Source organism: Leifsonia sp. KNZ12-8B (genome assembly GCF_056755495.1).
Map to the genome: position 1 here is coordinate 1 of NZ_JBPGXM010000072.1, position 18,914 is coordinate 18,914.

The following is an 18,914-nucleotide window of genomic DNA, read 5'->3' on the forward strand; positions in this document are numbered from 1 at the left end:
CTCCTCGGCGGCGGGGAGGCTGGAGGCGGCGGGCAGCGACGCCTTCGTGAAGTCGAGCAGCCCCTCCCCTCCGGTCGTGGCGAGGGCGAGCGCCGGGCCGGGCAGGCGCGCGACGCTGCCGGAGCCGCGGACGCTGTCGGCGAAGCCCGCCTCGCGCAGCTGCCGGTAGGCGGCCGTCACGGTCGTGCGGCTGAGCTCGAGCCGGCTCGCGAGGTCGCGCTCGGCGGGCAGCCGGGTGCCGATCGGGATGCGGCCGTCGAGCACGAGCAGGCGGATGCGGTCCGCGAGCTGGAGGTATTGCGAGCCGGGGCCGCGCCACTGGCCGAGCAGGGCCTCGAGCGAGCGGGCGGTGAGATGGGCATCCGACATGAAGGCCACCTTATGCGAATTGGCATCTTGATGGAAGTCCAATCGATCGGATTGGATGGTCACCGTGAACGCCCGACTCCTTCTCACCCGTCGCATCGTGCAACTGCTGCTCGGCCTCTTCCTCTACGGGATCGCCATCGCGCTGATGGTGCAGGCCGGCATCGGCCTCTCGCCGTGGGACGTGCTGGCGCAGGGGGTGTCCCTCAAGTCGGGCCTCGCCTTCGGGCTGGTGACCAACCTGATCGGCCTCGTGGTGCTGGCGTTCTGGATCCCGATCCGCCAGCGGCCGGGGCTCGGCACGGTGCTCAACGTGCTGCTGGTCGGGCCGAGTGCGCAGCTCGGGCTGTGGCTCATCCCGCCGATCACCGAGCTGTGGGCGCAGGTGCTCGTGTTCGTCGCCGGCCTGCTGCTGCTCGCGGTCGCGACCGGCCTCTACATCGGCCCGAAGCTCGGGCCGGGCCCGCGCGACGGCCTGATGACGGGCATCCACGCCCGCACCGGCTGGCCCATCTGGGCCGTGCGCACCGGCATCGAGGTGAGCGTGCTGGTGATCGGGTGGCTGCTCGGCGGCAACGTCGGCGTCGGCACGGTGGCGTTCGCGCTGCTGGTCGGGCCGCTGTGCAGCATCACTCTTCCGTTCTTCGCCATCCGGCTGCCGCGGGACGCTGCAACGTCCGCGACGCTGGAGGGCGAGCTGGAGGGGACGGCCGAGCAGTCGGCCGGCCTCCGGGACGAGCGGGATGCCGTCCGTTTCGACGTGCGAGACGGCATCCTGCTCGAATCCGACGCGGCGGCCCGCGGGCGGATGGCGGGGCACGCGGACTCGCCGCTGGTCGCCCGCGCCCAGCCCGACCGCGCACCGGCCGCGCCGGAGCCGCGGCGCCCCTCCCGCGCCTCCCGGCTGATCGCCGCCCACTGGCTCGACGACCGCCTCACCGGCCGCGCCCGCGCCGCACACCCCCACCACTCGCGCGCGTAGCCAGCCGCCGGCCGCCGGCCGCCAGCCGCCGGCCGCCAGCCACCGGCCGCCGAGTACGCACGATTTCGCGCAAATCGCGCCGAGTACGCCCACTTTTCGCGCACTCGCGAGGTGGCCAACCGGCGAGTACACACGAAGTACAACGAAAACCGCCGAGTACGCGGAAAGTGCGCGTACTCGGCGGCTGCCCAACCGGGGCGGGTACCGGGCGAGGCCCGCGCGGCTACGCCAGGTGGGCGGCCGCGTAGACGCGCAGGGCGTCGCGGACGAAGGTCGCGCCCTCCACGCCGCCGTAGTTGGCAGCGAACCGCGGGTCGGCGACGTACATGTCGCCGAGGCCCTCGACGTACGCGCGCGGCGGCACGCCGGACTCCGAACCGGGCGTGCCAGGGATGGAGCCCAGCCACTCCGCGTGCCGCCGCGCCAGCGCCTGCGCCTCCTCCGACTGCGGGTCGACACCGCGCGCGGCGGCGTCCATCCAGTCGGCGGCGAGCTGTCGCTGCCGCCGCTGCCAGTCGCGGCGCTCCTCGGGCGTCATCCCGCGCCACCAGCGGTCGGAGGCGGCGTACGCCTCCTTCCCCCAGCGCTGCTCCACCTCGTCCTTGTACTGCGTGTGGTCGAACCCGTCGAACATCTGCTCGGCCATGAGCTCTCCTCCTGTCTCGATCGCCTGAATGGTCGTCTCGACCGACGCGATCTGCCGCGCCAGCCGCTCCCGCTCGCTGCGCAGCCACCCGAGGTGGTCGCGCAGGGCGGGCGCCGCATCCTGGCGGTCGGCGAGCACCCGGGCGATGGCCGGCAGGCCCAGCCCGAGGTCGCGGAGCAGCAGGATGCGCTGCAGTCGCACGAGGCAGTCGCGGTCGTAGTACCGGTAGCCGTTGCCGCCGACGCGACTGGGCGTGAGCAGCCCGATGTCGTCGTAGTGGCGCAGCGTGCGGCTGGTCGTCCCGGCGAGCCGGGCGATCTCCTGCACACTCCACTCGGTCGCCGTGTCCATGACCCCTCCTTCCGTGCGGTGTGAGCCCCACGTTAGAAGTTGACGCTGCGTAAAGGTCAAGCGGCCACCCTCCACACCGGGAGGATGGCCGCTCGAGACAGCAGGGAGGCGCGCTCAGCCGATGCGGATGAGCTTCTTGTTGACGAACTCATCGGCGCCGAACCGGCCGAGCTCGCGACCGGAGCCGGAGCGCTTGATGCCGCCGAACGGCAGCTCGGCGCCGTCGGCGAGCACGACGTTCACGAAGACCATCCCGGCCTCGATCTGGTCGGCGACGCGCAGCGCCTGCTCCTGGTCGGTGGTGTAGACGTACGAGCCCAGGCCGAACGGGGTGTCGTTCGCGATGCGGACCGCGTCGGCCTCGTCCTTCGCGCGGTACACCTGCGCGACCGGACCGAAGAACTCCTCCTTCGACGCCGGGTTGTCGGTGGTGATGTCGGTGAGCACCGTGGTCTCGAAGAAGGCGCCGTTGCGGCCGCCACCGCGCACCAGCCTGGCGCCGTTCTCGACCGCGCGCTTGACCTGCTCGTCGAGGTTCTCGGCGGCGCGGAGGGACGACAACGGGCCGAGCGTCGCATCCTCGGCGTTCGGGTCGGTCGCCTCGACCTCGGCGAGCTTGGCGGTGAACTTGTCGAGGAAGGAGTCGTACAGCTCGTCCGCGACGACGAAGCGCTTCGCCGCGTTGCAGGACTGGCCGTTGTTGTCGAGGCGTGCGTCCACCGCGGCCTGCACGGTCGCGTCGAGGTCGTCGGTCGAGAGCAGCACGAACGGGTCGGAGCCGCCCAGCTCGAGCACGACCTTCTTGAGGTTGCGCCCGGCGACCTCGGCGACCTTCGCGCCGGCGCGCTCGGAGCCGGTGAGCGAGACGCCCTGCACCCGCGGGTCGGCGATGACGCGCTCGATCTGCGCGTGGTCGGCGTAGATGTTGACGTAGGCGCCCCGCGGGAAGCCGGCGTCGAGGAAGATGCGCTCGATCGCCGCGGCCGACTCGGGGCACTGCTCGGCGTGCTTCAGGAGGATGGTGTTGCCGATGATCAGGTTCGGCCCGGCGAAGCGCGCCACCTGGTAGTAGGGGAAGTTCCAGGGCATGATCCCGAGCAGCACGCCGAGCGCGGAGCGGCGGATGACCGCGGAGCCCTCGCCGTCGAGCAGCGTGATCGGCTCGTCCTTCAGGAACTCGGCCGCGTTGTCCGCGTAGTACTCGTAGATCGCGCCGGCGAAGTCGGCCTCGCCGAGGGCCTGCTCGCGGGTCTTCCCCATCTCGCGCACGATGATGTCGGCCAGCTCTTCGCGGCGCTCGACGTGCAGCTCGCCGACACGGCGCACCAGGGCAGCGCGCTCCTCGACCGTGGTCTCCTTCGACCAGGTGCGGAAGGCGTCGTCCGCGGCGGCGATGGCGGCGTCGAGGTCGGCGTCGCTGATGGTGTCGTAGGTCTTGACCGTCTCGCCCGTGGCGGGATTGGTCACGGCGTAGCTCATAGCGTTCCTCTTCTCCATCGGATGGGCAGGCGTATCCGCACGACACTACGCGTCGCGCGCACGGCACGCCTCGACACAGTGTCCCAGTTCGCGGCCTCTGATCGCCAGCGCGTACAGGCCGGACGGGTCGGTGGAGACCCGACCGTCACGCGGCTCAGCGCTTGACGCGCTGCTTGCCCGACGCGGGTGTGACCGTCGCCGCTGCAGGCTCGGCGGGAGACTCGACCGGCGTACCGCCGGCGGGAGGCGCGACCGGCGTCCCCACGGCTCCGCCGCCCTCCTCCGGCCCGATCCCGAACGGCACCGGGTGGATGTGGATGCGCGCGTGCGGCTTCGACGCCGGCACCAGCGGACGCCGGGCGACCGGGCGCACCGGCTCCCCGCGGCGGTCCTGGCCGGGCAGCGGGCGCGAGCGCCGACCGTAGATCAGCGACGACGAGTCGAGCAGCCAGGGCACCAGCGCGACGGTGACGCCGTGCACCAGCATCAGCTGCTTGCTGATGCGGCGCGCGCGGTGGTTGTGCAGCAGCGACTCCCACCAGTGGCCGACGATGTACTGCGGCAGATAGACCGTCACGACCTCGGAGCCGTGCTCCTCGCGCCGGTGCTTGATGTACTTGACCAGCGGGAGGCCGAACTCGCGGTAGGGCGACTCGATGATCGTGAGCGGCACGTGGATGTTCTGCTCGATCCACTGGCGCTGCAGCTTCTGCGTCGCCTCCTCGTCGATGGAGACGTGGACGGCCTCGATGGAGTCGTGCCGGGCGGCGATCGCGTAGTCGAGCGCCTTCAGGGCCGGCTTCTGCATCTTGCCGATGAGGACCACGGCGTGGTCGCCGACGCTGCCGAAGGTGGTCGTCGGGTCGACCTCCACCTCCTTCTCGACGTCGCGGTAGTACCGGTTCACGCCGAGCATCAGGAACCACAGGATCGGCATGAAGAGGAAGACGAGCCACGCGCCGTGGGTGAACTTCGTGATCGTGACGACGACGAGCACGATCGCGGTCAGGCAGGCGCCGAACGCGTTGATGCAGAGCGAGCGCACGATGCTGGTGCGCTCGCGACCGGTCTGGCCGCCGGAGCGCAGGAGCGTGATCCAGTGCTTCACCATCCCGGACTGGCCGAGGGTGAACGAGACGAAGACGCCGATGATGTAGAGCTGGATGAGGTGCGTCAGGTTCGCCTGGTACACGAGCAGCAGCGCGATCGCGGCGAGCGCCAGCAGGATCATGCCGTTGGAGTAAACGAGCCGGTCGCCGCGGGTGTTGAGGGCCTTCGGAGCGTAGGAGTCGCGCGCGAGCACGGAGCCCAGCAGCGGGAAGCCGTTGAACGCGGTGTTCGCCGCGAGCAGCAGCACGACGGCGGTCGCGGCCTGGATCAGGAAGAAGAGGATGGTGTTGTTGCCGAAGGTCGCGGCCGCGATCTGCGCGATCAGGCTGCGCTGCGGCTCGGTCGCGCACTGCGCCCAGCCCTGCAGGTCGCACGGGTTCTCGGCGTAGTGGACACCGCTGATCAGCGCGGTCGCGGTGAGCCCGGCGAACAGCACGATCGCGATGCCGCCCATCATGCCGAGCGTCGCGCGGGCGTTGCGGATCTTCGGCGTGCGGAACGCGGGCACTCCGTTGGCCACGGCCTCCACACCGGTCAGGGCGGAGCAGCCGCTCGAGAAGGCGCGCAGCAGCAGCAGGACCATCGCCGCCTGCGTGAGGCTGTCCGCATGGACCTGGAACGCCGCCGACTCGGCCACCGGAGCGTCCCCGAAGACCGTGCGCACGAGGGCGGTGACGATCATCACGAAGATGCTGCCGATGAAGATGTACGTCGGAACGGCGAAGGCCTTGCTCGACTCGCGCACGCCGCGCAGGTTCACGGCGGCGATGATGACGACGCAGAGGATGGCGAGCTCCACCCGCCAGGGCGAGAGGAACGGCAGCGCCGAGATGATGTTGTCGACGCCGGAGGCGACCGACACGGCCACGGTGAGCACGTAGTCGACGAGGAGCGCCGACGCGACGACGAGCCCGGCCTTCTCGCCGAGGTTCTTGTGCGCGACCTCGTAGTCGCCGCCTCCAGAGGGGTACGCCTTCACCAGCTGCCGGTAGCTCAGCACGACCGTGATGAGGAGCACGACGACGGCCGCCGCCACCCAGGGCGCGAAGCTCAGGAACGCGAGCCCGCCGAGCAGCAGGATCATCAGCAGCTCCTGCGGCGCATAGGCCACGGAGGAGAGCGCGTCCGACGCGAAGATGGGTAGGGCGAGGTGCTTCGGGAGCAGCTGTCCTTCGAGCTTCTCGCTCGGCAGCGGGTCACCGATCAGCCAGCGCTTGGGGGATTTCCCCTCGATTGTCACGAGGTGCGAGCATACTCGCCGCGAAAACACTGTCAAGTCGGCGCGGCGCCGCTGCGGGAGGCTGCACATCTGCAAGAACTGGCTGCGGTGCGACCGCCTCCCCGGCCGCCGCGGAATTCCGCGGCGGCGCGAGCAGGCGCGGCCTCACTGGGAGCCGGATGAGCATGGGCCGAGAGTTGCTGCGTGTTTGCGGAAAGCCCCTCCCACCGGCGGATTCATGACCGGCCGAGCGCCTGGAGGACGGCTCGCTTCGCACGCGAGAGCTCGTCCTTGAGCAGGGTCACGACCTCGTCCGGCAGCGTTCCGCGCGACGCCTGCAGCCGGAACTCGGTCCGCAGCTGCTGCCGGAAGTCGTTGAGCAGCGCGTCGGCCTCGCGCGCCGCGGCGGAGGCCGCCGACCGCGCGTCGCGCGAGGCGTCCTTCCGCTCCTGCCGCGGGTCGACCCGGTCGGCGCCGCGCCGCGCCTCCTGCGCGGCCGAGGCCAGCTCGGCGCGGAGGGCGCGCATGGCCCCGTCGACGCCGGAGCGCACCTCGTCGGCCAGCCGGCGGACCGAGTCGGTCAGCTCGTCCTCGATCGCGTCGAGCTCCGGGCGCCGGGCGGCCAGCTCGGCCCTCCCCGCCTCCGTGATGGCGTAGACCGTCTTGCGGCCGTCCGCCGTCTTGGTGACCAGGCCCTCCTCCTCCAGCTTCGCCAGCCGGGGGTAGATGGTGCCGGCGCTCGGGCTGTAGGTGCCGCCGAAGCGGTCGCCGAGCGCCTGGATGAGCTCGTAGCCGTGGCGCGGCCGCTCGTCGAGCAGGCTCAGCAGGTAGAGCCGGAGGCTGCCGTGCGCGAACACGGGGGTCACGCCGTCGCCCCCTCGCTGCGTGCGGTGGAGGCGCTGCGCAGCACCGCCACGTCGCCCGACACGGAGTTCACGCTGATCTCCACCCACGAGCCGTCGAGCGAGCCGGACGTGCCGGTGTACCCCTTGCCTGCGTGCCCGACGACGGTGATGTTGTCGAGCTGCACCTTGCCCGAGACGGTGTTGACGCGGTACCGGGCGCCCAGCGCCTCGGGAAGCCGGATGGTCGAGTCGCCCGACACCGTGTTGATCTGGATCTCGTCGGGCGTCCCGGAGATGTCGACCATCACGTCGGAGGAGACGCCGTCGACCGAGAACCGGCGGATCGCGCCGGTCGCCGTGACGTCGCCCGAGACCGTGTGCGCGACGATGCGGCCGGTGTGGTCGCGCGCCGAGAGCTCGCCGTTCACCGAGTTGAGCTCGATGTCGCCGGTGAGGCCGTCCACGACGACGTCGCCGGAGACCGTGCTCAGCCGCGCGTCGGTCGCCAGCCCCGAGATGAGGGCGGAGGCCGACACGACGCCGAACTTCAGGGCCACGTCGCGCGGGACCAGCACGCTGATGTCCGCCTTGGCGCTGGAGCGCATCGAGGAGAACACCTCGATGAAGTTGTCCCAGCGCAGCTGCGGGTGGTCGATCTCGAGGCGGTCGCCGTCGATGGTGACCTTGAGGTCGCGGCCCTGGACCGAGTGGACCTCGACGCGCGCGCCAGGCTCGTCGTGCCCGATGATGTCGATCTGGCCGCCGAGGAGGCCGACCTTGAGGGTGCGGACGACCTCCACGTCGATGGTGCGGCTCTCGCCCGGCTGGACCAGCCACTTCTCCTGTGCCATGTGCTGCTCTCCTTGCATCGGTGGTGCTGTACGGTGACTCGCGATATATCGCGATGTTGACGAAAGTCACGATATATCGCGTCCTCGGACGGATGCAAGGGCCGGCGGCGGATCTCAGGGTGCGCTCAGGGTTCCCCCCGAGCGCCTCGGCGACGACCGGCGGCTCGTCAGCGCCGCAGCCAGGGCTGCAGGAGCCGGGTGACGAAGGGGAGCAGGAGGTACGTCATCGTCGGCGTGAGGCACAGCGTCGTGATGAGCACGGTCGCGAGCGGCCAGAGCGTGTGCCAGCCCGGGACGAGCCAGCCCGTGAGGGAGGTGAAGAGGAGCGAGAGCGGGAAGAAGCCGAGCCAGATCGTCACCGCCTGTTTCCAGCGAGGCGGCGCGGCGGGTGCGCCGGGCTGCGGCTGGTCGAACCAGCCCTCGATGCCGGTCCGCCGCTCCACCCGCGACACCTCGACCAGCTCGCGTCCCTCGTACAGCCAGTCCGCCCGGTCGTCGGAGGCCTCCCACGCCTCCAGGGCGTCGGCATCGGCGAAGCGGTACAGCATGTGCCACTCGTCGGAGTCGGCGTGGGCGCGCACCCAGCCCGAGCCGAGGAAGCCCTCGTAGCGGTTCGCGAGGTTGACGCCCGCCTGCACCCAGTGCGTGACCTCGGGCAGGCGCGTGCTGTCGACGCGGCGGGTGATGGAGACGGTGATCGGGACGCGGAGCGCTCGTGGCGCCTCCTGGAGCGGCTCTTGTGGAGTCATGCCTCCATTCTCGGCGGCGTGCGTTTCGCGAGTGTTTCAGGCTCGAGATCTGTGCCGGATCGCGGCTCAGCGCGGGGAGACGAGGGCGTCGCCGGTGCGTGCGACCAGGCGCGGCGCGATCAGGCGGTGGCGCGGATCGGCCACGGGCGCCTCCGGGTCGACCCGGCCTCCGTGCACGCCGGTCAGCAGCTCCAGCACCCCGGCGGCGACGTCGTCCAGCGGCTGCTCCACGCTCGAGAACCCCAGCGACGACGCGATCGGGGTGTTGTCATAGCCGACGATCGGGATGCTGCGGCCGACCACGGTCAGCGCCCCGAGCGCGAGCGAGTCGGAGGCGCAGACCACCGCATCCACCCCGCCTCCCGGTGCCGCCGACTCCTGCAGCCGCCGCATCGCCTCGGCGCCGGACGGCACGATGTCCTCCGAGGCAGCCTCCAGCGACGCGAGTTCGGCCTCCTGCACCACTCCGGCCTCCCGCATCGCCTCGATCCAGCCGAGCCGGCGGTCGTCGCCGGTGCCGGAGCCCGCCGGCCAGCCGAGGTAGCCGACCCGGCGCGCGCCGAGCCCGAGCACATGCCGGGTCGCGTCGCGGAGACCGGAGCGACCGTCCACATCCACCCAGAGGTGCTGCGGATCGGTCATGTCGTCGATGCCCCACGGGCGGCCGAAGGTGACGAACGAGCGCCCGTGGTCGATGAGCCACTGGGTGCGCGGATCGCCCACGAAGGTGGAGGTGAGGACGAAGCCGTCGACGTCGGCCGCGTCGGACAGCCGCCGGAACTGGGCGATCTCGTCGTCGGGGTCGTCGGCGGTGAAGAGGAGCACGCGCAGCCCCTGCCGGTCGGCGCGCTCGGTGAGGGCGTGGAGGAAGCGGTCGAGGATGCTGCCCGAGATGCCGTCCTGCGTGGTCGGGTCGAGCCGGATGCCGATGGTCGAGCTCTTCTGCGTGCGCAGCCGCCGCGCCGACGCGTGGGGCCGGTAGCCCAGGGTGCGGATCGCGTCCTCGACGCGCTCGCGGGTCGCGGGGCGGACCAGCTCCGGCGCGTTGAGGACGTTGGACACGGTCTGCCGCGAGACGCCGGCGATGCCGGCGACGTCGCTGACCGTCGGCTGCGCTCCCATGCGGCTCCTCCCCCTCTCGTCTGTTCAGACCATAGCGGTCGGGTTGACACCTTCGGAACACGATGGTTATGGTGTGACCACTCCCGTTTGATCGTTCAAAGTGCAGGCTAGCACCGCGACATTTGAACGATCAAACGACAGATCCGGAGGCTCAGCGAGGACCAGAGGAGGTCGGATGCGCGCAGCGAAGCGAGGCGTCCCCGTACCCGTCCCGCATGCCTCCACAGCCGCCGCCCGCCGGTCGGTTCTCCACCACTTCGCCCCCCGGACCCGCGCGCAGTCGTAGCGCCGGGCACACTCACACCAAGGAGAAGGAACACCATGCAACGTCACATCACCCGCCGGCTCGCGGGCGTCGCCGTCGCCGCCGCGGCGGCGCTCGCCCTCACCGCTTGCGGCTCCGGCTTCAACGGCGGCAGCGGCAGCGACGACTCTGGCAAGCTCACGTCGTCCGACAAGGCGCTCACCGTCATGATCGGGTCCTCCGGCGACGCCGAGACCGCCGCGGTCAAGAAGGCCGTCGGCGACTGGTCGAGCGACTCCGGCACCAAGGCCACCGTCGTGGCCGCCACCGACCTCAACCAGCAGCTCTCGCAGGGCTTCGCGGCGAAGAAGCCCGCCGATGTGTTCTACCTGTCGACCGACGCGCTGGCCGGTTACGCCTCCAACGGATCGCTGCTCGCCTACGGCGACCAGCTCGCGAACAAAGACGACTTCTACCCGAGCCTGGTGAAGTCCTTCACCTACGACGGGCAGTTCTACTGCGCCCCGAAGGACTTCTCGACCCTCCAGCTCATCATCAACACCGACCTGTGGAGCGCGGCGGGCCTCACCGACGCCGACTACCCGAAGACCTGGGACGACCTCGAGGCCGTCGCCAAGAAGCTCACCACCGGCAGCCAGGTCGGTCTCGGCATCTCCGGCGAGTACGCCCGCGTGGGCGCCTTCATGGTGCAGGCCGGCGGCAACCTCATGAACGACGACAGCACCGAGGCCACCGCCGACAGCGAGGCCAACGTCAAGGCGCTCGACTACGTGCAGCAGATGCTCAAGGGCGGCGAGCTCAAATTCGCCAAGGACCTCGGCGCCGGCTGGGGCGGCGAGGCGTTCGGCAAGGGCCTGGCCGCGATGACGATCGAGGGCAACTGGATCACCGGCGGCCTCAAGGCCGACTTCCCCAACGTGAAGTACAAGGTCGTCGAGCTTCCCGAGGGCCCGGCCGGCCAGGGCACCCTGCAGTTCACCAACTGCTGGGGCATCGCCGCCGACAGCCCCAACCAGGCCGCCGCGCTCAAGCTGGTCGAGAAGCTGACCAGCAAGGAGGACCAGCTGGCGTTCTCCGACGCCTTCGGACCGATGCCGTCGATCAAGTCCGCCGCCGACGAGTGGAAGTCGGCCAACCCGGAGCTCGTGCCGTTCCTCGACGCCGCCGACTACGCCAAGGGCGTTCCGACCGCCAAGGGCTCTGCCGACGTGGTGACCGACTTCAACAGCAAGCTGGAGTCGCTGGCGACCGGCGACCCGAAGTCGATCCTCGAGACCACGCAGAAGAACCTCGAAGCCCTGGTCAAGTAAGGGACGTCCAGCATCATGTCGCACGCCACGAGTCGGTCTCGCCGTTCCGGAATCCGGCGCGGCGAGGCCGGTTCGGGGTGGTTGTTCACCGCCCCGGTCATCCTGCTGCTCGGCGTCTTCCTCGTCATCCCCGTGCTGATGGCGCTCTGGGTCAGCTTCTCCGACTGGGGAGGGCGCGGAAGCCCCTTCTCCTCCGACGTGAACTTCGTCGGGCTCGACAACTACCGGCAGCTCCTCGCCGGAGGCGGGCTCGCCGAGCAGGACTTCGGCATGTCGCTCAAGAACAACGCCTGGTACGTCATCCTCGTGGTGCCCATCCAGACGGCGGTGTCCCTGTTCCTCGCCGTGCTGGTCAACCGGGCCGTCCTCCGCGGGCGCGGCTTCTTCCGCACCGCGTTCTACTTCCCTTCGGTGACCAGCTCCGTCGCGATCACCGTCCTCTTCCTCTTCCTGTTCTCCACCTCGGGCGCGGTCAACAAGGCGCTCTCGTGGCTGGGCATCCACGGGCCGAACTGGCTCAACGATCCCCGCGGGATCATCCACAACCTCCTCGGCGTGTTCGGTGTGAGCCAGGGGCCGCAGGCGCTCACGGGCAACGACCTCCTCGGCGTCTCCTGGTGGGACTGGCTGGGCGGTCCGTCGGTCGCGATGTCGGTCTACATCATCATGGCGATCTTCACCACGAGCGGCACCTTCATGCTCCTGTTCATCGCCGCGCTGCAGAACCTCGGCGGCGACGTCACCGAGGCGGCGATGATGGACGGCGCGAACGGCTGGCAGCGGTTCTGGCGGATCACCCTCCCGCAGCTGCGCCCGACCCTGTTCACCGTCCTGACGCTCGGCCTGATCGGCTGCTGGCAGGTATTCGATCAGATCTACACGGGCAGCCGCGGGGCACCCGGCAAGACGACGCTGACCCCCGCCTACCTCTCCTACAAGACGTCGTTCATCGACCAGGAGTGGGGCCAGGGCGCGGCGATCGCCTTCATCCTCTTCGTCATCATCGTGCTCTTCACGCTGTTCCAGCGCTGGGTGCTCGCGGAGCGGACGGTGTCCAAGCGCCGGATGCGGCTCTACCAGCCGGCCATCTCGGCGAGCACGGCCGCGGCGAACGCCGGCGGCTCGGTACCGGCGGCCGTCGCCGACGATGACGATGTCCCCACGAAGGGAGCCCGGCGATGACCACCGCGACCCAGCCGATCCCCGCGGACGCCACGGCGTCCCCGGTCACGCCGTACCGGGCGACCGGCCCGCGCCGCCGCTCGACCGGGACCGTCGTGGCCACCTCGATCACGTATGCGATCCTCGTCGTGCTCGCGGTGATCTACATCATGCCGTTCCTGATCCAGCTCGCGACGTCGTTCAAGACGGATGCCGACGCGACCGCGAACCCCATCTCGCTGATCCCCGAGACGTTCACCAACGCGGCGTACACGCGCCTCTTCCTGAACTCCGACTTCCCGGTGTGGTTCGGCAACTCCGTCATCGTGACGGTCTTCGTCACCCTGGGGCGCGTGTTCTTCGACTCGCTCGCGGGCTACGCTCTCGCGCGGCTCCAGTTCCGCGGGCGGAGCGTCATCTTCGCCGCCCTCGTCGCGGTCATGTCGGTGCCGGCCGTCGTCCTGCTGATCCCGAAGTTCCTCGTGATCAACCAGCTCGGCATCTACGACTCGTACACGGGCATGATCCTGCCGCTGCTGACCGATGCTGCCGGCGTCTTCATCATGAAGGGCTTCTTCGAGTCGATCCCGGCGAGCGTCGAGGAGCAGGCCCGCATCGACGGCGCAGGCACCTTCCGGGTGTTCTGGTCGATCGTGCTGCCGATGGCGCGTCCGGCGCTCGTGACGATCATCATCCTGTCGTTCCAGGGGTCGTGGAACGAGCTCGCGCACTTCATCGTCTCCACACAGGACCCGGCCCTCACCACGCTGACCAAGGGTGTCGCCGGTCTCGCCAGCGGCCAGCTCAGCCAGGGCAGCCAGTACCCGCTCAAGCTCGCGGCGGCGGCCATCATGACCATCCCTGTCGCCGTGCTCTTCTTCGTCTTCCAGCGCCGCATCATGAACTCGAGCGAGGGAGCGGTGAAGGAGTGACGGCCGAACGACCCACCATCCTCGCCACCTGCGGCGGGCTCGACAGCGGCACCTGGACGGACTCCGTCTACGGCCCGCTCCTCCAGCACGCCATCGCGCTCGCCCGGGTGGAGGGGCGGCGACCGCGGGTCGCGCACATCAACACCGCGGGCGGCGACCAGCGGCACGTCGAGGGCGCCGAGCTCGAGGCGGCGCGCGCCGCCGGGGTCGACGCGAGCCACGTCCGCTTCTTCCCGCACCCCAACGTGCCCGATCTTCGCTCGCACCTCCTCGCCCAGGACGTCGTCTGGGTCAGCGGCGGCAGCCTGGTCAACCTCCTCGCCGTCTGGCGCGCCCACGGGCTCGACGCGATCCTGCGGGAGGCGTGGCAGGCGGGGGTCGTGCTCGCCGGCGGCTCGGCGGGCGCGCTGTGCTGGCACGAGGGCGGGACGACGTCCTCCTTCGGCCCCGACGTCTCCGCCGTCGCCGACGGACTCGGCTTCGTGCCCGGCTCGCTCGGCGTGCACTGGGACGCCGATCCGGCGCGTCGCCCGGCGCACCTCGCCGCGCTGGCCGCGGGCGAGCTGCCGGGCGGCCACGCCCTCGAAGAGGGCACCGGGCTGGTGTACCAGGATGCCCGCATCGTCGACATCGTCACCGAACGCCCCGGCGCGGGCGTCTGGCGCCTCCGCGATTCCCCCGCCGGAGTGGAGGAGACGCGGCTCGAGCCGCGACTCCTCACCGGCTCCCCCGCTTCTCCCTCCCCCTCCGCAGCATTCGACCAGGAAGTACCGACGCCACGATGACCCAGCCGCTCCAACCGCTCCTGCACGACAGCGTCGTTGTCCTGACCGCGCCCAGCCAGGCCTGGTCACGACCCGACGGCTCTGTGGACGGCGCGGGCATCCAGGGCTTCTACCACTCGGATCTGCGCATCCTCGGCCGCATCGCCCTGTCGCTCGACGGCTCTGCGCTGGAGCACATCGCGACCGCCTCCCCCGACGCAGCGACGGCCGTCTTCACCCTCCTCGCGCGGGGCATCGACGACGAGACCGCCGACCCGCGGGTTCGCGTCGACCGCAGGCGCGAGGTGAGCGCCGGCGTGCTTCGCGAGACGATCGTGCTGCGCAACGCGCTCCGCACGCCCATCACCACGACCGTCGAGGTCGAGGTCGCCGCCGACTTCACCGCCATGCAGCGGATCAAGGCCGGGCTCACCGGCGCCGAGCACCCGGTCGAGACCATCGCCGCGCACGAAGGCGCCACCTTCACCTCCGGTCGGGTCAGCGCCCGGCTCACCGCGGAGGGCGCAGAGGTCGAGGCCGTCGACGGCTCCGCCCGCCTGCGCTGGCCGGTCGAGGTCGCCGGCGGCTCCGAGGCCGTCGTCACCTGGCAGCTGGAGGTGGACGACCCGACCGCCGTCGTCGCGGGTGCCGCCCCGTCGGCCGAGTGGGCGGAGTTCCGCGCCGCCACCGGCGACTCGCGCCTCGCGGCCTGGCTCGACCAGGCGGTCACCGACCTGCAGGCGCTCCGGATGTCGACCGCCGAGCACCCGGACGACGTCTTCCTCGCCGCCGGTGCGCCGTGGTTCTTCACGCTCTTCGGCCGCGACTCCCTGTGGGCCGCGCGCATGCTGCTCCCGCTCGGGACCGAGCTCGCCGCCTCCACCCTCCGCGTGCTCGCGCACCTGCAGGGCACGACCGAGGTCGCAGAGACGGCCGAGCAGCCCGGCAAGATCATGCACGAGCTGCGGCCGTCGGTGCTCGAGATCCCCGGAGAAGGCGTCGTGCTCCCCCCGCTGTACTACGGCACGGTCGACGCCACCGCGCTGTGGGCGATGCTGCTGCACGACGCGTGGCGCTGGGGCATGCCTGCGGACGAGGTGGAGGCGCTGCTCCCCAACCTGGAGGCGGCCCTCGCGTGGATGCGCGACTACGGGGACAGCGACGGCGACGGCTTCCTCGAGTACGTCGACACCACCGGCCACGGGCTGGCGAACCAGGGCTGGAAGGACTCCGGCGACTCGATCCAGTGGAACGACGGCACGCTGGCCGAGGGCCCCATCGCGCTCTGCGAGGTGCAGGGCTACGCATACGAGGCCGCGATGGGCGGCGCCGCCCTGCTCGAGGCGTTCGGCCGTCCGGGCGCGGAGGAGTGGCGTGCGTGGGCCGAGGCGCTCAAGGCGCGATTCGCCGACGCGTTCTGGATCGACGACCCGGCCGGCGGGTACCCCGCGGTGGCGCTCGACGCGGCCAAGCGCCCTGTCGACTCGGTCACCAGCAACATCGGCCACCTGCTCGGCACCGGCATCCTGACCGCCGAGCAGTCCGCGCTGATCGCCGACCGCCTGGTATCGCCCGAGCTCGCCTCCGGCTACGGCCTCCGCACGATGTCGACCGCGGCAGGAGGCTACTGGCCGCTCAGCTATCACGGCGGCAGCGTGTGGGCCCACGACACGGCGATCGCGATCGCGGGCCTCGCTCGCGAGGGCCACACCGAGCAGGCGGCGACCCTCGCCGACGGGCTCCTCGCCGCCGCGGAGGGCTTCGGGTACCGCATGCCGGAGCTCCACTCGGGCGACAGCGCTGCCGACACCCGCGCACCCATCCCGTACCCCGCCGCCTGCCGCCCGCAGGCCTGGTCGGCCGCGGCCGCAGTCGCCGTGCTCTCGGCGAGACTGGGCCTCCGCGCGGACGCCCCGGCCGACCGCTTCGACGTCAGCCCCGACCCGGCCGCCGGCGCCATGCGGATCTCCGGGCTGCGCTTCGCCGGCCGCCCGCGCGAGGTCGACGTGCCGTAATCGCACCCCGACCCTCCCGGACCCGTCGCCCCCTGCGATGGCAGAGGCCGCGCCGCTCACCCGAACGGCGCGGCCTCGTCCGCGTCCGCGTGCGCGTCCGGGTGCGCGGGACGCCGCGAGACGTGGGGCGCCCTACAACTGCGCCATGATCTGGCGCGCGATCACTCGGCCGGCGCGGTTCGCGCCGATCGTGCTCGCCTGCGGGCCATACCCGGCCAGGAATATGCGCGGGTCCTGCCAGGAGGCCCCGGACGCCACGGTGAGTCCACCCGCCTTCTCGCGCAGCTTGAGCGGTGCGAGGTGACGCAGCTCCTGCCGGAAGCCCGTCGCCCAGATGATGGCATCCGCCTGGGTGAAGGAGCCGTCCGGCCAGCCGACGCCGTCCGGTTCGATCCGGGTGAACATCGGCCGCTCGACCAGGAGGCCGCGCTCGATGCCGGCCGCGATGCGTCGCGTCCTCGGCACGCCGGTGCCGCTGACGATGCTCGGCAGCGCCTGACCGGCCCGCGCGGCGGCATCCTGCATGGCAACGGCGGCGACGCCTCCCTCGATGGTGAGCTCCGACTCGTCGCGAAACTCCACCGGGCGCCGGGTCGCCCAGGTCAGCGAGGACGCCACTCCCTCCAGCTCCAGGAGGAACCCGATCGCGCTCGTCCCTCCGCCGACCACGACCACCGACTGGCCGGCGAAGTCCTCCGCCGAGCGGTAGGTCGACGTGTGCACATGCCTGCCGCGGAATTCGTTCATCCCCGGGTACCAGGGCACGAACGGCGCACCCCAGGTGCCCGTCGCGTTCACGACGACGCGCGTGACCGTCTCGCCCTCCGTGTGCCGCACGATCAGATCGGCGCCCTCGTCGAAGACGCTGTCCACGCTGACCGGGCGGTGCACCTGCAGCCCGAAGTGCTCCTCGTAGCGCCGGTAGTACCCGGCCACGATGTCCCGCGCGGGGAGTGAGCGGTCGGCCGTCGCGAAGCTGAGCCCGAGCTCCGCCATCCCGGGCAGGTCGTTGACGTGGTGGGCGCTGCCGAGCTTGAGCGCGTCCCACCGGTGCTGCCAGGCACCGCCGGTGGAGGGACCGCGATCGTAGACGATGAAATCGACGCCGGGAACGAGTTCGAACCGGCGCAGATAGTAGGCGACGGCGAGCCCCGCCTGGCCCGCGCCGATGATCACCACCTGGGTCTCGATCCTGGTCGCGGTCACGCGCTCATCCCACCATTCCTCGCTGTGCGCCGACTCCAGGCCCACGAGGGCCTGCATGCTAAACTCGATGCTAGTTTTCTTGTTTCTGTTCGATTCCCGGGAGCCTCGCGCCCGGGCGGGACCAAAAGGGGGTCACGCATGGGGCGCGGCCGTCAGAAGGCAAAGCACACCAAGATCGCTCGCCAGTTGAAGTCCTTCAGCCCGGACGTCAACTACGACGCTCTCGAGCGTGAGTTGACCGGACACTCTCACCACGACGACGATCAGTACGACGCGTGGTCCGATTACGAGCCCGAGGGCTACGACTCCGACGACGACTTGGAAGACACCGAGACGGAGACGCCGAAGCGCGCCTGAGCGCGCGGCCGTCAGTCGCGCGCATCCCGCATCCCGACACCCCGGATGACGCTCACCACGCCGAGCACCCCTGCGCCCGTGAGCACGCCCGCCGCGAGCATGAGCAGCAGGTCCTGTCCCGCCGGCGCCTCGGCCACGGCCGTCGGATCTGCCACGGGCAGCGCGGATGACGGCCCCTCGTCGGGCCGCTCGGACACCGCGGCCGACGCGCTCGGGCCGGCCGCCCCTCCACCGCTCACCGCCGCGGGCGCCGGTGCCGCCGCGACCGACGGCAGCAGCACGGTGGCGGACGCCGTGGTGACGGGGGCCGAGGCGCGCTGCAGGAGGACGAAGAACGTCCCGGCCGGCGTCCCGGCCTTCCGCGCCAGCAGCGGCACCCGCACCGTGGCCGAGCGCACGCCGTCGCGCAGGGTCACCCTCGTCGCCGTGGCCGCGTAGTCGACGCCGGCCTTCGCCGTGCCGTCCGCGGTCGCCACATCGACCGACGCCTCCCCCGTGGCGGAGCTGCGGGAGACCGTGACCAGCACGGAGGCGCTGCCCGCGACGACGCTGTTCACCGCGACGGTCAGCGGGCCGCTCGGCACGGACGCGTCGACGACGGCGGAGCCCGTCGACGGCAGGAGGTCCGACCCGTCCTCGGGCACGAAGCGGGCGGTGACGGTGTGCCGTCCGGGGCGGGACGCGGTCAGGTCGGCGCGCGCCAGGCCGCCGGCGAGGACGGCCGTGACCGGGTCGCCGCCGTCGACGGAGAACTCCACGGCGCCACCGGTCGGCGCGGCCAGCAGCAGGCGCGATACCACGGCGGTCGCGGTGAACGCGGATCCGGCCTGGACCGAGGCGGGCAGCCCGACCGTCACGCTGGTCGCGGCCGTGCAGGCGGGCGCAGAGCCGTCGAGCGCAGCGACCGCGCCGCCCAGCAGCCACTGCAGCGACGGCTCCGCCTTCGCGTCGAACGACAGCAAGGCCACACCGTGGTGCTCGCCGGGAAGGAAGCGGGTCGGCTGCCCCCGGTCGGCTGCGCCCGCCGAGATGTCGTTGGCACCCGTTCCCGCAGCCAGGGTGAGCGGCGCGGAGGCGGTGAACCGGTAGCCGAGCACGACGGTGCGCGACACCACGTCGCCGAGCGGGGCGTCCTGCACGCAGTCGACCAGCGGGGTCAGTCCGGTGGCGGAGGTGGTGGGGGC

17 protein-coding genes are annotated in these 18,914 nt (G+C 71.3%); 7 read left to right on the forward strand and 10 right to left on the reverse strand.

All coding sequences use genetic code 11. The features are described 5' to 3' along the window. A partial coding sequence (locus ACR9ZG_RS11640; RefSeq protein WP_481284999.1) for a GntR family transcriptional regulator occupies positions 1-369 on the reverse strand: 369 nt, incomplete at its 3' end. Positions 370-433: 64 nt separating this feature from the next. Here ACR9ZG_RS11640 and yczE point away from each other — a divergent pair. Beyond that, positions 434-1,348, forward strand: coding sequence for a membrane protein YczE (gene yczE, locus ACR9ZG_RS11645; RefSeq protein ID WP_481285000.1), 915 nt, complete (start codon positions 434-436; stop codon positions 1,346-1,348). A 223-nt stretch (positions 1,349-1,571) separates the two neighbouring features. On the opposite strand, the gene ACR9ZG_RS11650 is transcribed toward yczE, so the two are convergent. The 7 genes from ACR9ZG_RS11650 to ACR9ZG_RS11680 all read right to left on the reverse strand — a co-directional run bounded on the left by ACR9ZG_RS11650 (position 1,572) and on the right by ACR9ZG_RS11680 (position 9,720). Then, complete coding sequence (locus ACR9ZG_RS11650; protein WP_481285001.1) at positions 1,572-2,345, reverse strand: MerR family transcriptional regulator; 774 nt, start codon at positions 2,343-2,345, stop codon at positions 1,572-1,574. Between the two features lie 114 nt (positions 2,346-2,459). Further along, on the reverse strand, positions 2,460-3,824 hold the full coding sequence (locus tag ACR9ZG_RS11655) for an NAD-dependent succinate-semialdehyde dehydrogenase (RefSeq protein ID WP_481285002.1): 1,365 nt from the start codon (positions 3,822-3,824) through the stop codon (positions 2,460-2,462). 154 nt (positions 3,825-3,978) lie between these two features. Then, positions 3,979-6,141: an APC family permease gene (locus ACR9ZG_RS11660; protein ID WP_481285014.1), complete on the reverse strand. Its 2,163-nt coding sequence runs from the start codon at positions 6,139-6,141 to the stop codon at positions 3,979-3,981. A gap of 248 nt (positions 6,142-6,389) precedes the next feature. Next, the gene (locus ACR9ZG_RS11665) at positions 6,390-7,019 is read right to left on the reverse strand and encodes a PadR family transcriptional regulator (RefSeq protein WP_481285003.1); all 630 of its coding nucleotides are present in this window, start codon (positions 7,017-7,019) and stop codon (positions 6,390-6,392) included. Continuing rightward, a complete protein-coding gene (locus tag ACR9ZG_RS11670; protein ID WP_481285004.1) occupies positions 7,016-7,849 on the reverse strand; it encodes a DUF4097 family beta strand repeat-containing protein in 834 nt (277 codons plus the stop codon). Before ACR9ZG_RS11670 ends, ACR9ZG_RS11665 begins: the two co-directional genes overlap by 4 nt. Positions 7,850-8,016: 167 nt before the next feature. Beyond that, a complete protein-coding gene (locus ACR9ZG_RS11675; RefSeq protein WP_481285005.1) occupies positions 8,017-8,598 on the reverse strand; it encodes an antibiotic biosynthesis monooxygenase in 582 nt (193 codons plus the stop codon). Positions 8,599-8,664: 66 nt separating this feature from the next. After that, positions 8,665-9,720, reverse strand: a complete 1,056-nt coding sequence (locus ACR9ZG_RS11680) for a LacI family DNA-binding transcriptional regulator (RefSeq protein ID WP_481285006.1) — start codon at positions 9,718-9,720, stop codon at positions 8,665-8,667. A gap of 321 nt (positions 9,721-10,041) precedes the next feature. Between ACR9ZG_RS11680 and ACR9ZG_RS11685 the strand changes: the two genes are divergently transcribed. Genes ACR9ZG_RS11685 through ACR9ZG_RS11705 form a run of 5 tightly spaced genes read left to right on the forward strand, consistent with a single transcriptional unit; the run spans position 10,042 to position 16,167 of the window. Next, a complete protein-coding gene (locus ACR9ZG_RS11685) occupies positions 10,042-11,295 on the forward strand; it encodes a sugar ABC transporter substrate-binding protein (protein ID WP_481285007.1) in 1,254 nt (417 codons plus the stop codon). Between the two features lie 15 nt (positions 11,296-11,310). After that, on the forward strand, positions 11,311-12,477 hold the full coding sequence (locus ACR9ZG_RS11690) for a carbohydrate ABC transporter permease (protein ID WP_481285008.1): 1,167 nt from the start codon (positions 11,311-11,313) through the stop codon (positions 12,475-12,477). Next, the gene (locus ACR9ZG_RS11695) at positions 12,474-13,388 is read left to right on the forward strand and encodes a carbohydrate ABC transporter permease (RefSeq protein WP_481285009.1); all 915 of its coding nucleotides are present in this window, start codon (positions 12,474-12,476) and stop codon (positions 13,386-13,388) included. Before ACR9ZG_RS11690 ends, ACR9ZG_RS11695 begins: the two co-directional genes overlap by 4 nt. Further along, positions 13,385-14,173, forward strand: coding sequence for a Type 1 glutamine amidotransferase-like domain-containing protein (locus ACR9ZG_RS11700; protein WP_481285010.1), 789 nt, complete (start codon positions 13,385-13,387; stop codon positions 14,171-14,173). Before ACR9ZG_RS11695 ends, ACR9ZG_RS11700 begins: the two co-directional genes overlap by 4 nt. Then, positions 14,170-16,167 carry a glycogen debranching N-terminal domain-containing protein gene (locus ACR9ZG_RS11705; RefSeq protein WP_481285011.1) on the forward strand — a complete coding sequence of 666 codons (1,998 nt, stop codon included), beginning with the start codon at positions 14,170-14,172 and terminating at the stop codon, positions 16,165-16,167. Before ACR9ZG_RS11700 ends, ACR9ZG_RS11705 begins: the two co-directional genes overlap by 4 nt. Before the next feature lie 132 nt (positions 16,168-16,299). Here the strand turns inward: ACR9ZG_RS11705 and ACR9ZG_RS11710 are convergent, their stop codons facing one another. Continuing rightward, entirely contained in the window at positions 16,300-17,373 is a 1,074-nt protein-coding gene (locus ACR9ZG_RS11710) for an NAD(P)-binding domain-containing protein (protein ID WP_481285015.1), read from the reverse strand. A gap of 138 nt (positions 17,374-17,511) precedes the next feature. Between ACR9ZG_RS11710 and ACR9ZG_RS11715 the strand changes: the two genes are divergently transcribed. After that, positions 17,512-17,730, forward strand: a complete 219-nt coding sequence (locus ACR9ZG_RS11715) for a DUF3073 domain-containing protein (protein WP_481285012.1) — start codon at positions 17,512-17,514, stop codon at positions 17,728-17,730. Positions 17,731-17,741: 11 nt separating this feature from the next. Here the strand turns inward: ACR9ZG_RS11715 and ACR9ZG_RS11720 are convergent. Continuing rightward, positions 17,742-18,914 (reverse strand): Calx-beta domain-containing protein (locus ACR9ZG_RS11720; RefSeq protein ID WP_481285013.1); only part of this gene is annotated, 1,173 nt, incomplete at its 5' end.

Coding starts and splice junctions, on each gene's coding strand:
- ACR9ZG_RS11650 (WP_481285001.1), bottom strand. CDS start 2,345: ATGGACACGGCGACCGAGTGGAGTGTGCAGGAGATCGCCCGGCTCGCC.
- ACR9ZG_RS11655 (WP_481285002.1), bottom strand. CDS start 3,824: ATGAGCTACGCCGTGACCAATCCCGCCACGGGCGAGACGGTCAAGACC.
- ACR9ZG_RS11670 (WP_481285004.1), bottom strand. CDS start 7,849: ATGGCACAGGAGAAGTGGCTGGTCCAGCCGGGCGAGAGCCGCACCATC.
- ACR9ZG_RS11675 (WP_481285005.1), bottom strand. CDS start 8,598: ATGACTCCACAAGAGCCGCTCCAGGAGGCGCCACGAGCGCTCCGCGTC.
- ACR9ZG_RS11680 (WP_481285006.1), bottom strand. CDS start 9,720: ATGGGAGCGCAGCCGACGGTCAGCGACGTCGCCGGCATCGCCGGCGTC.
- ACR9ZG_RS11685 (WP_481285007.1), top strand. CDS start 10,042: ATGCAACGTCACATCACCCGCCGGCTCGCGGGCGTCGCCGTCGCCGCC.
- ACR9ZG_RS11690 (WP_481285008.1), top strand. CDS start 11,311: ATGTCGCACGCCACGAGTCGGTCTCGCCGTTCCGGAATCCGGCGCGGC.
- ACR9ZG_RS11695 (WP_481285009.1), top strand. CDS start 12,474: ATGACCACCGCGACCCAGCCGATCCCCGCGGACGCCACGGCGTCCCCG.
- ACR9ZG_RS11705 (WP_481285011.1), top strand. CDS start 14,170: ATGACCCAGCCGCTCCAACCGCTCCTGCACGACAGCGTCGTTGTCCTG.
- ACR9ZG_RS11715 (WP_481285012.1), top strand. CDS start 17,512: ATGGGGCGCGGCCGTCAGAAGGCAAAGCACACCAAGATCGCTCGCCAG.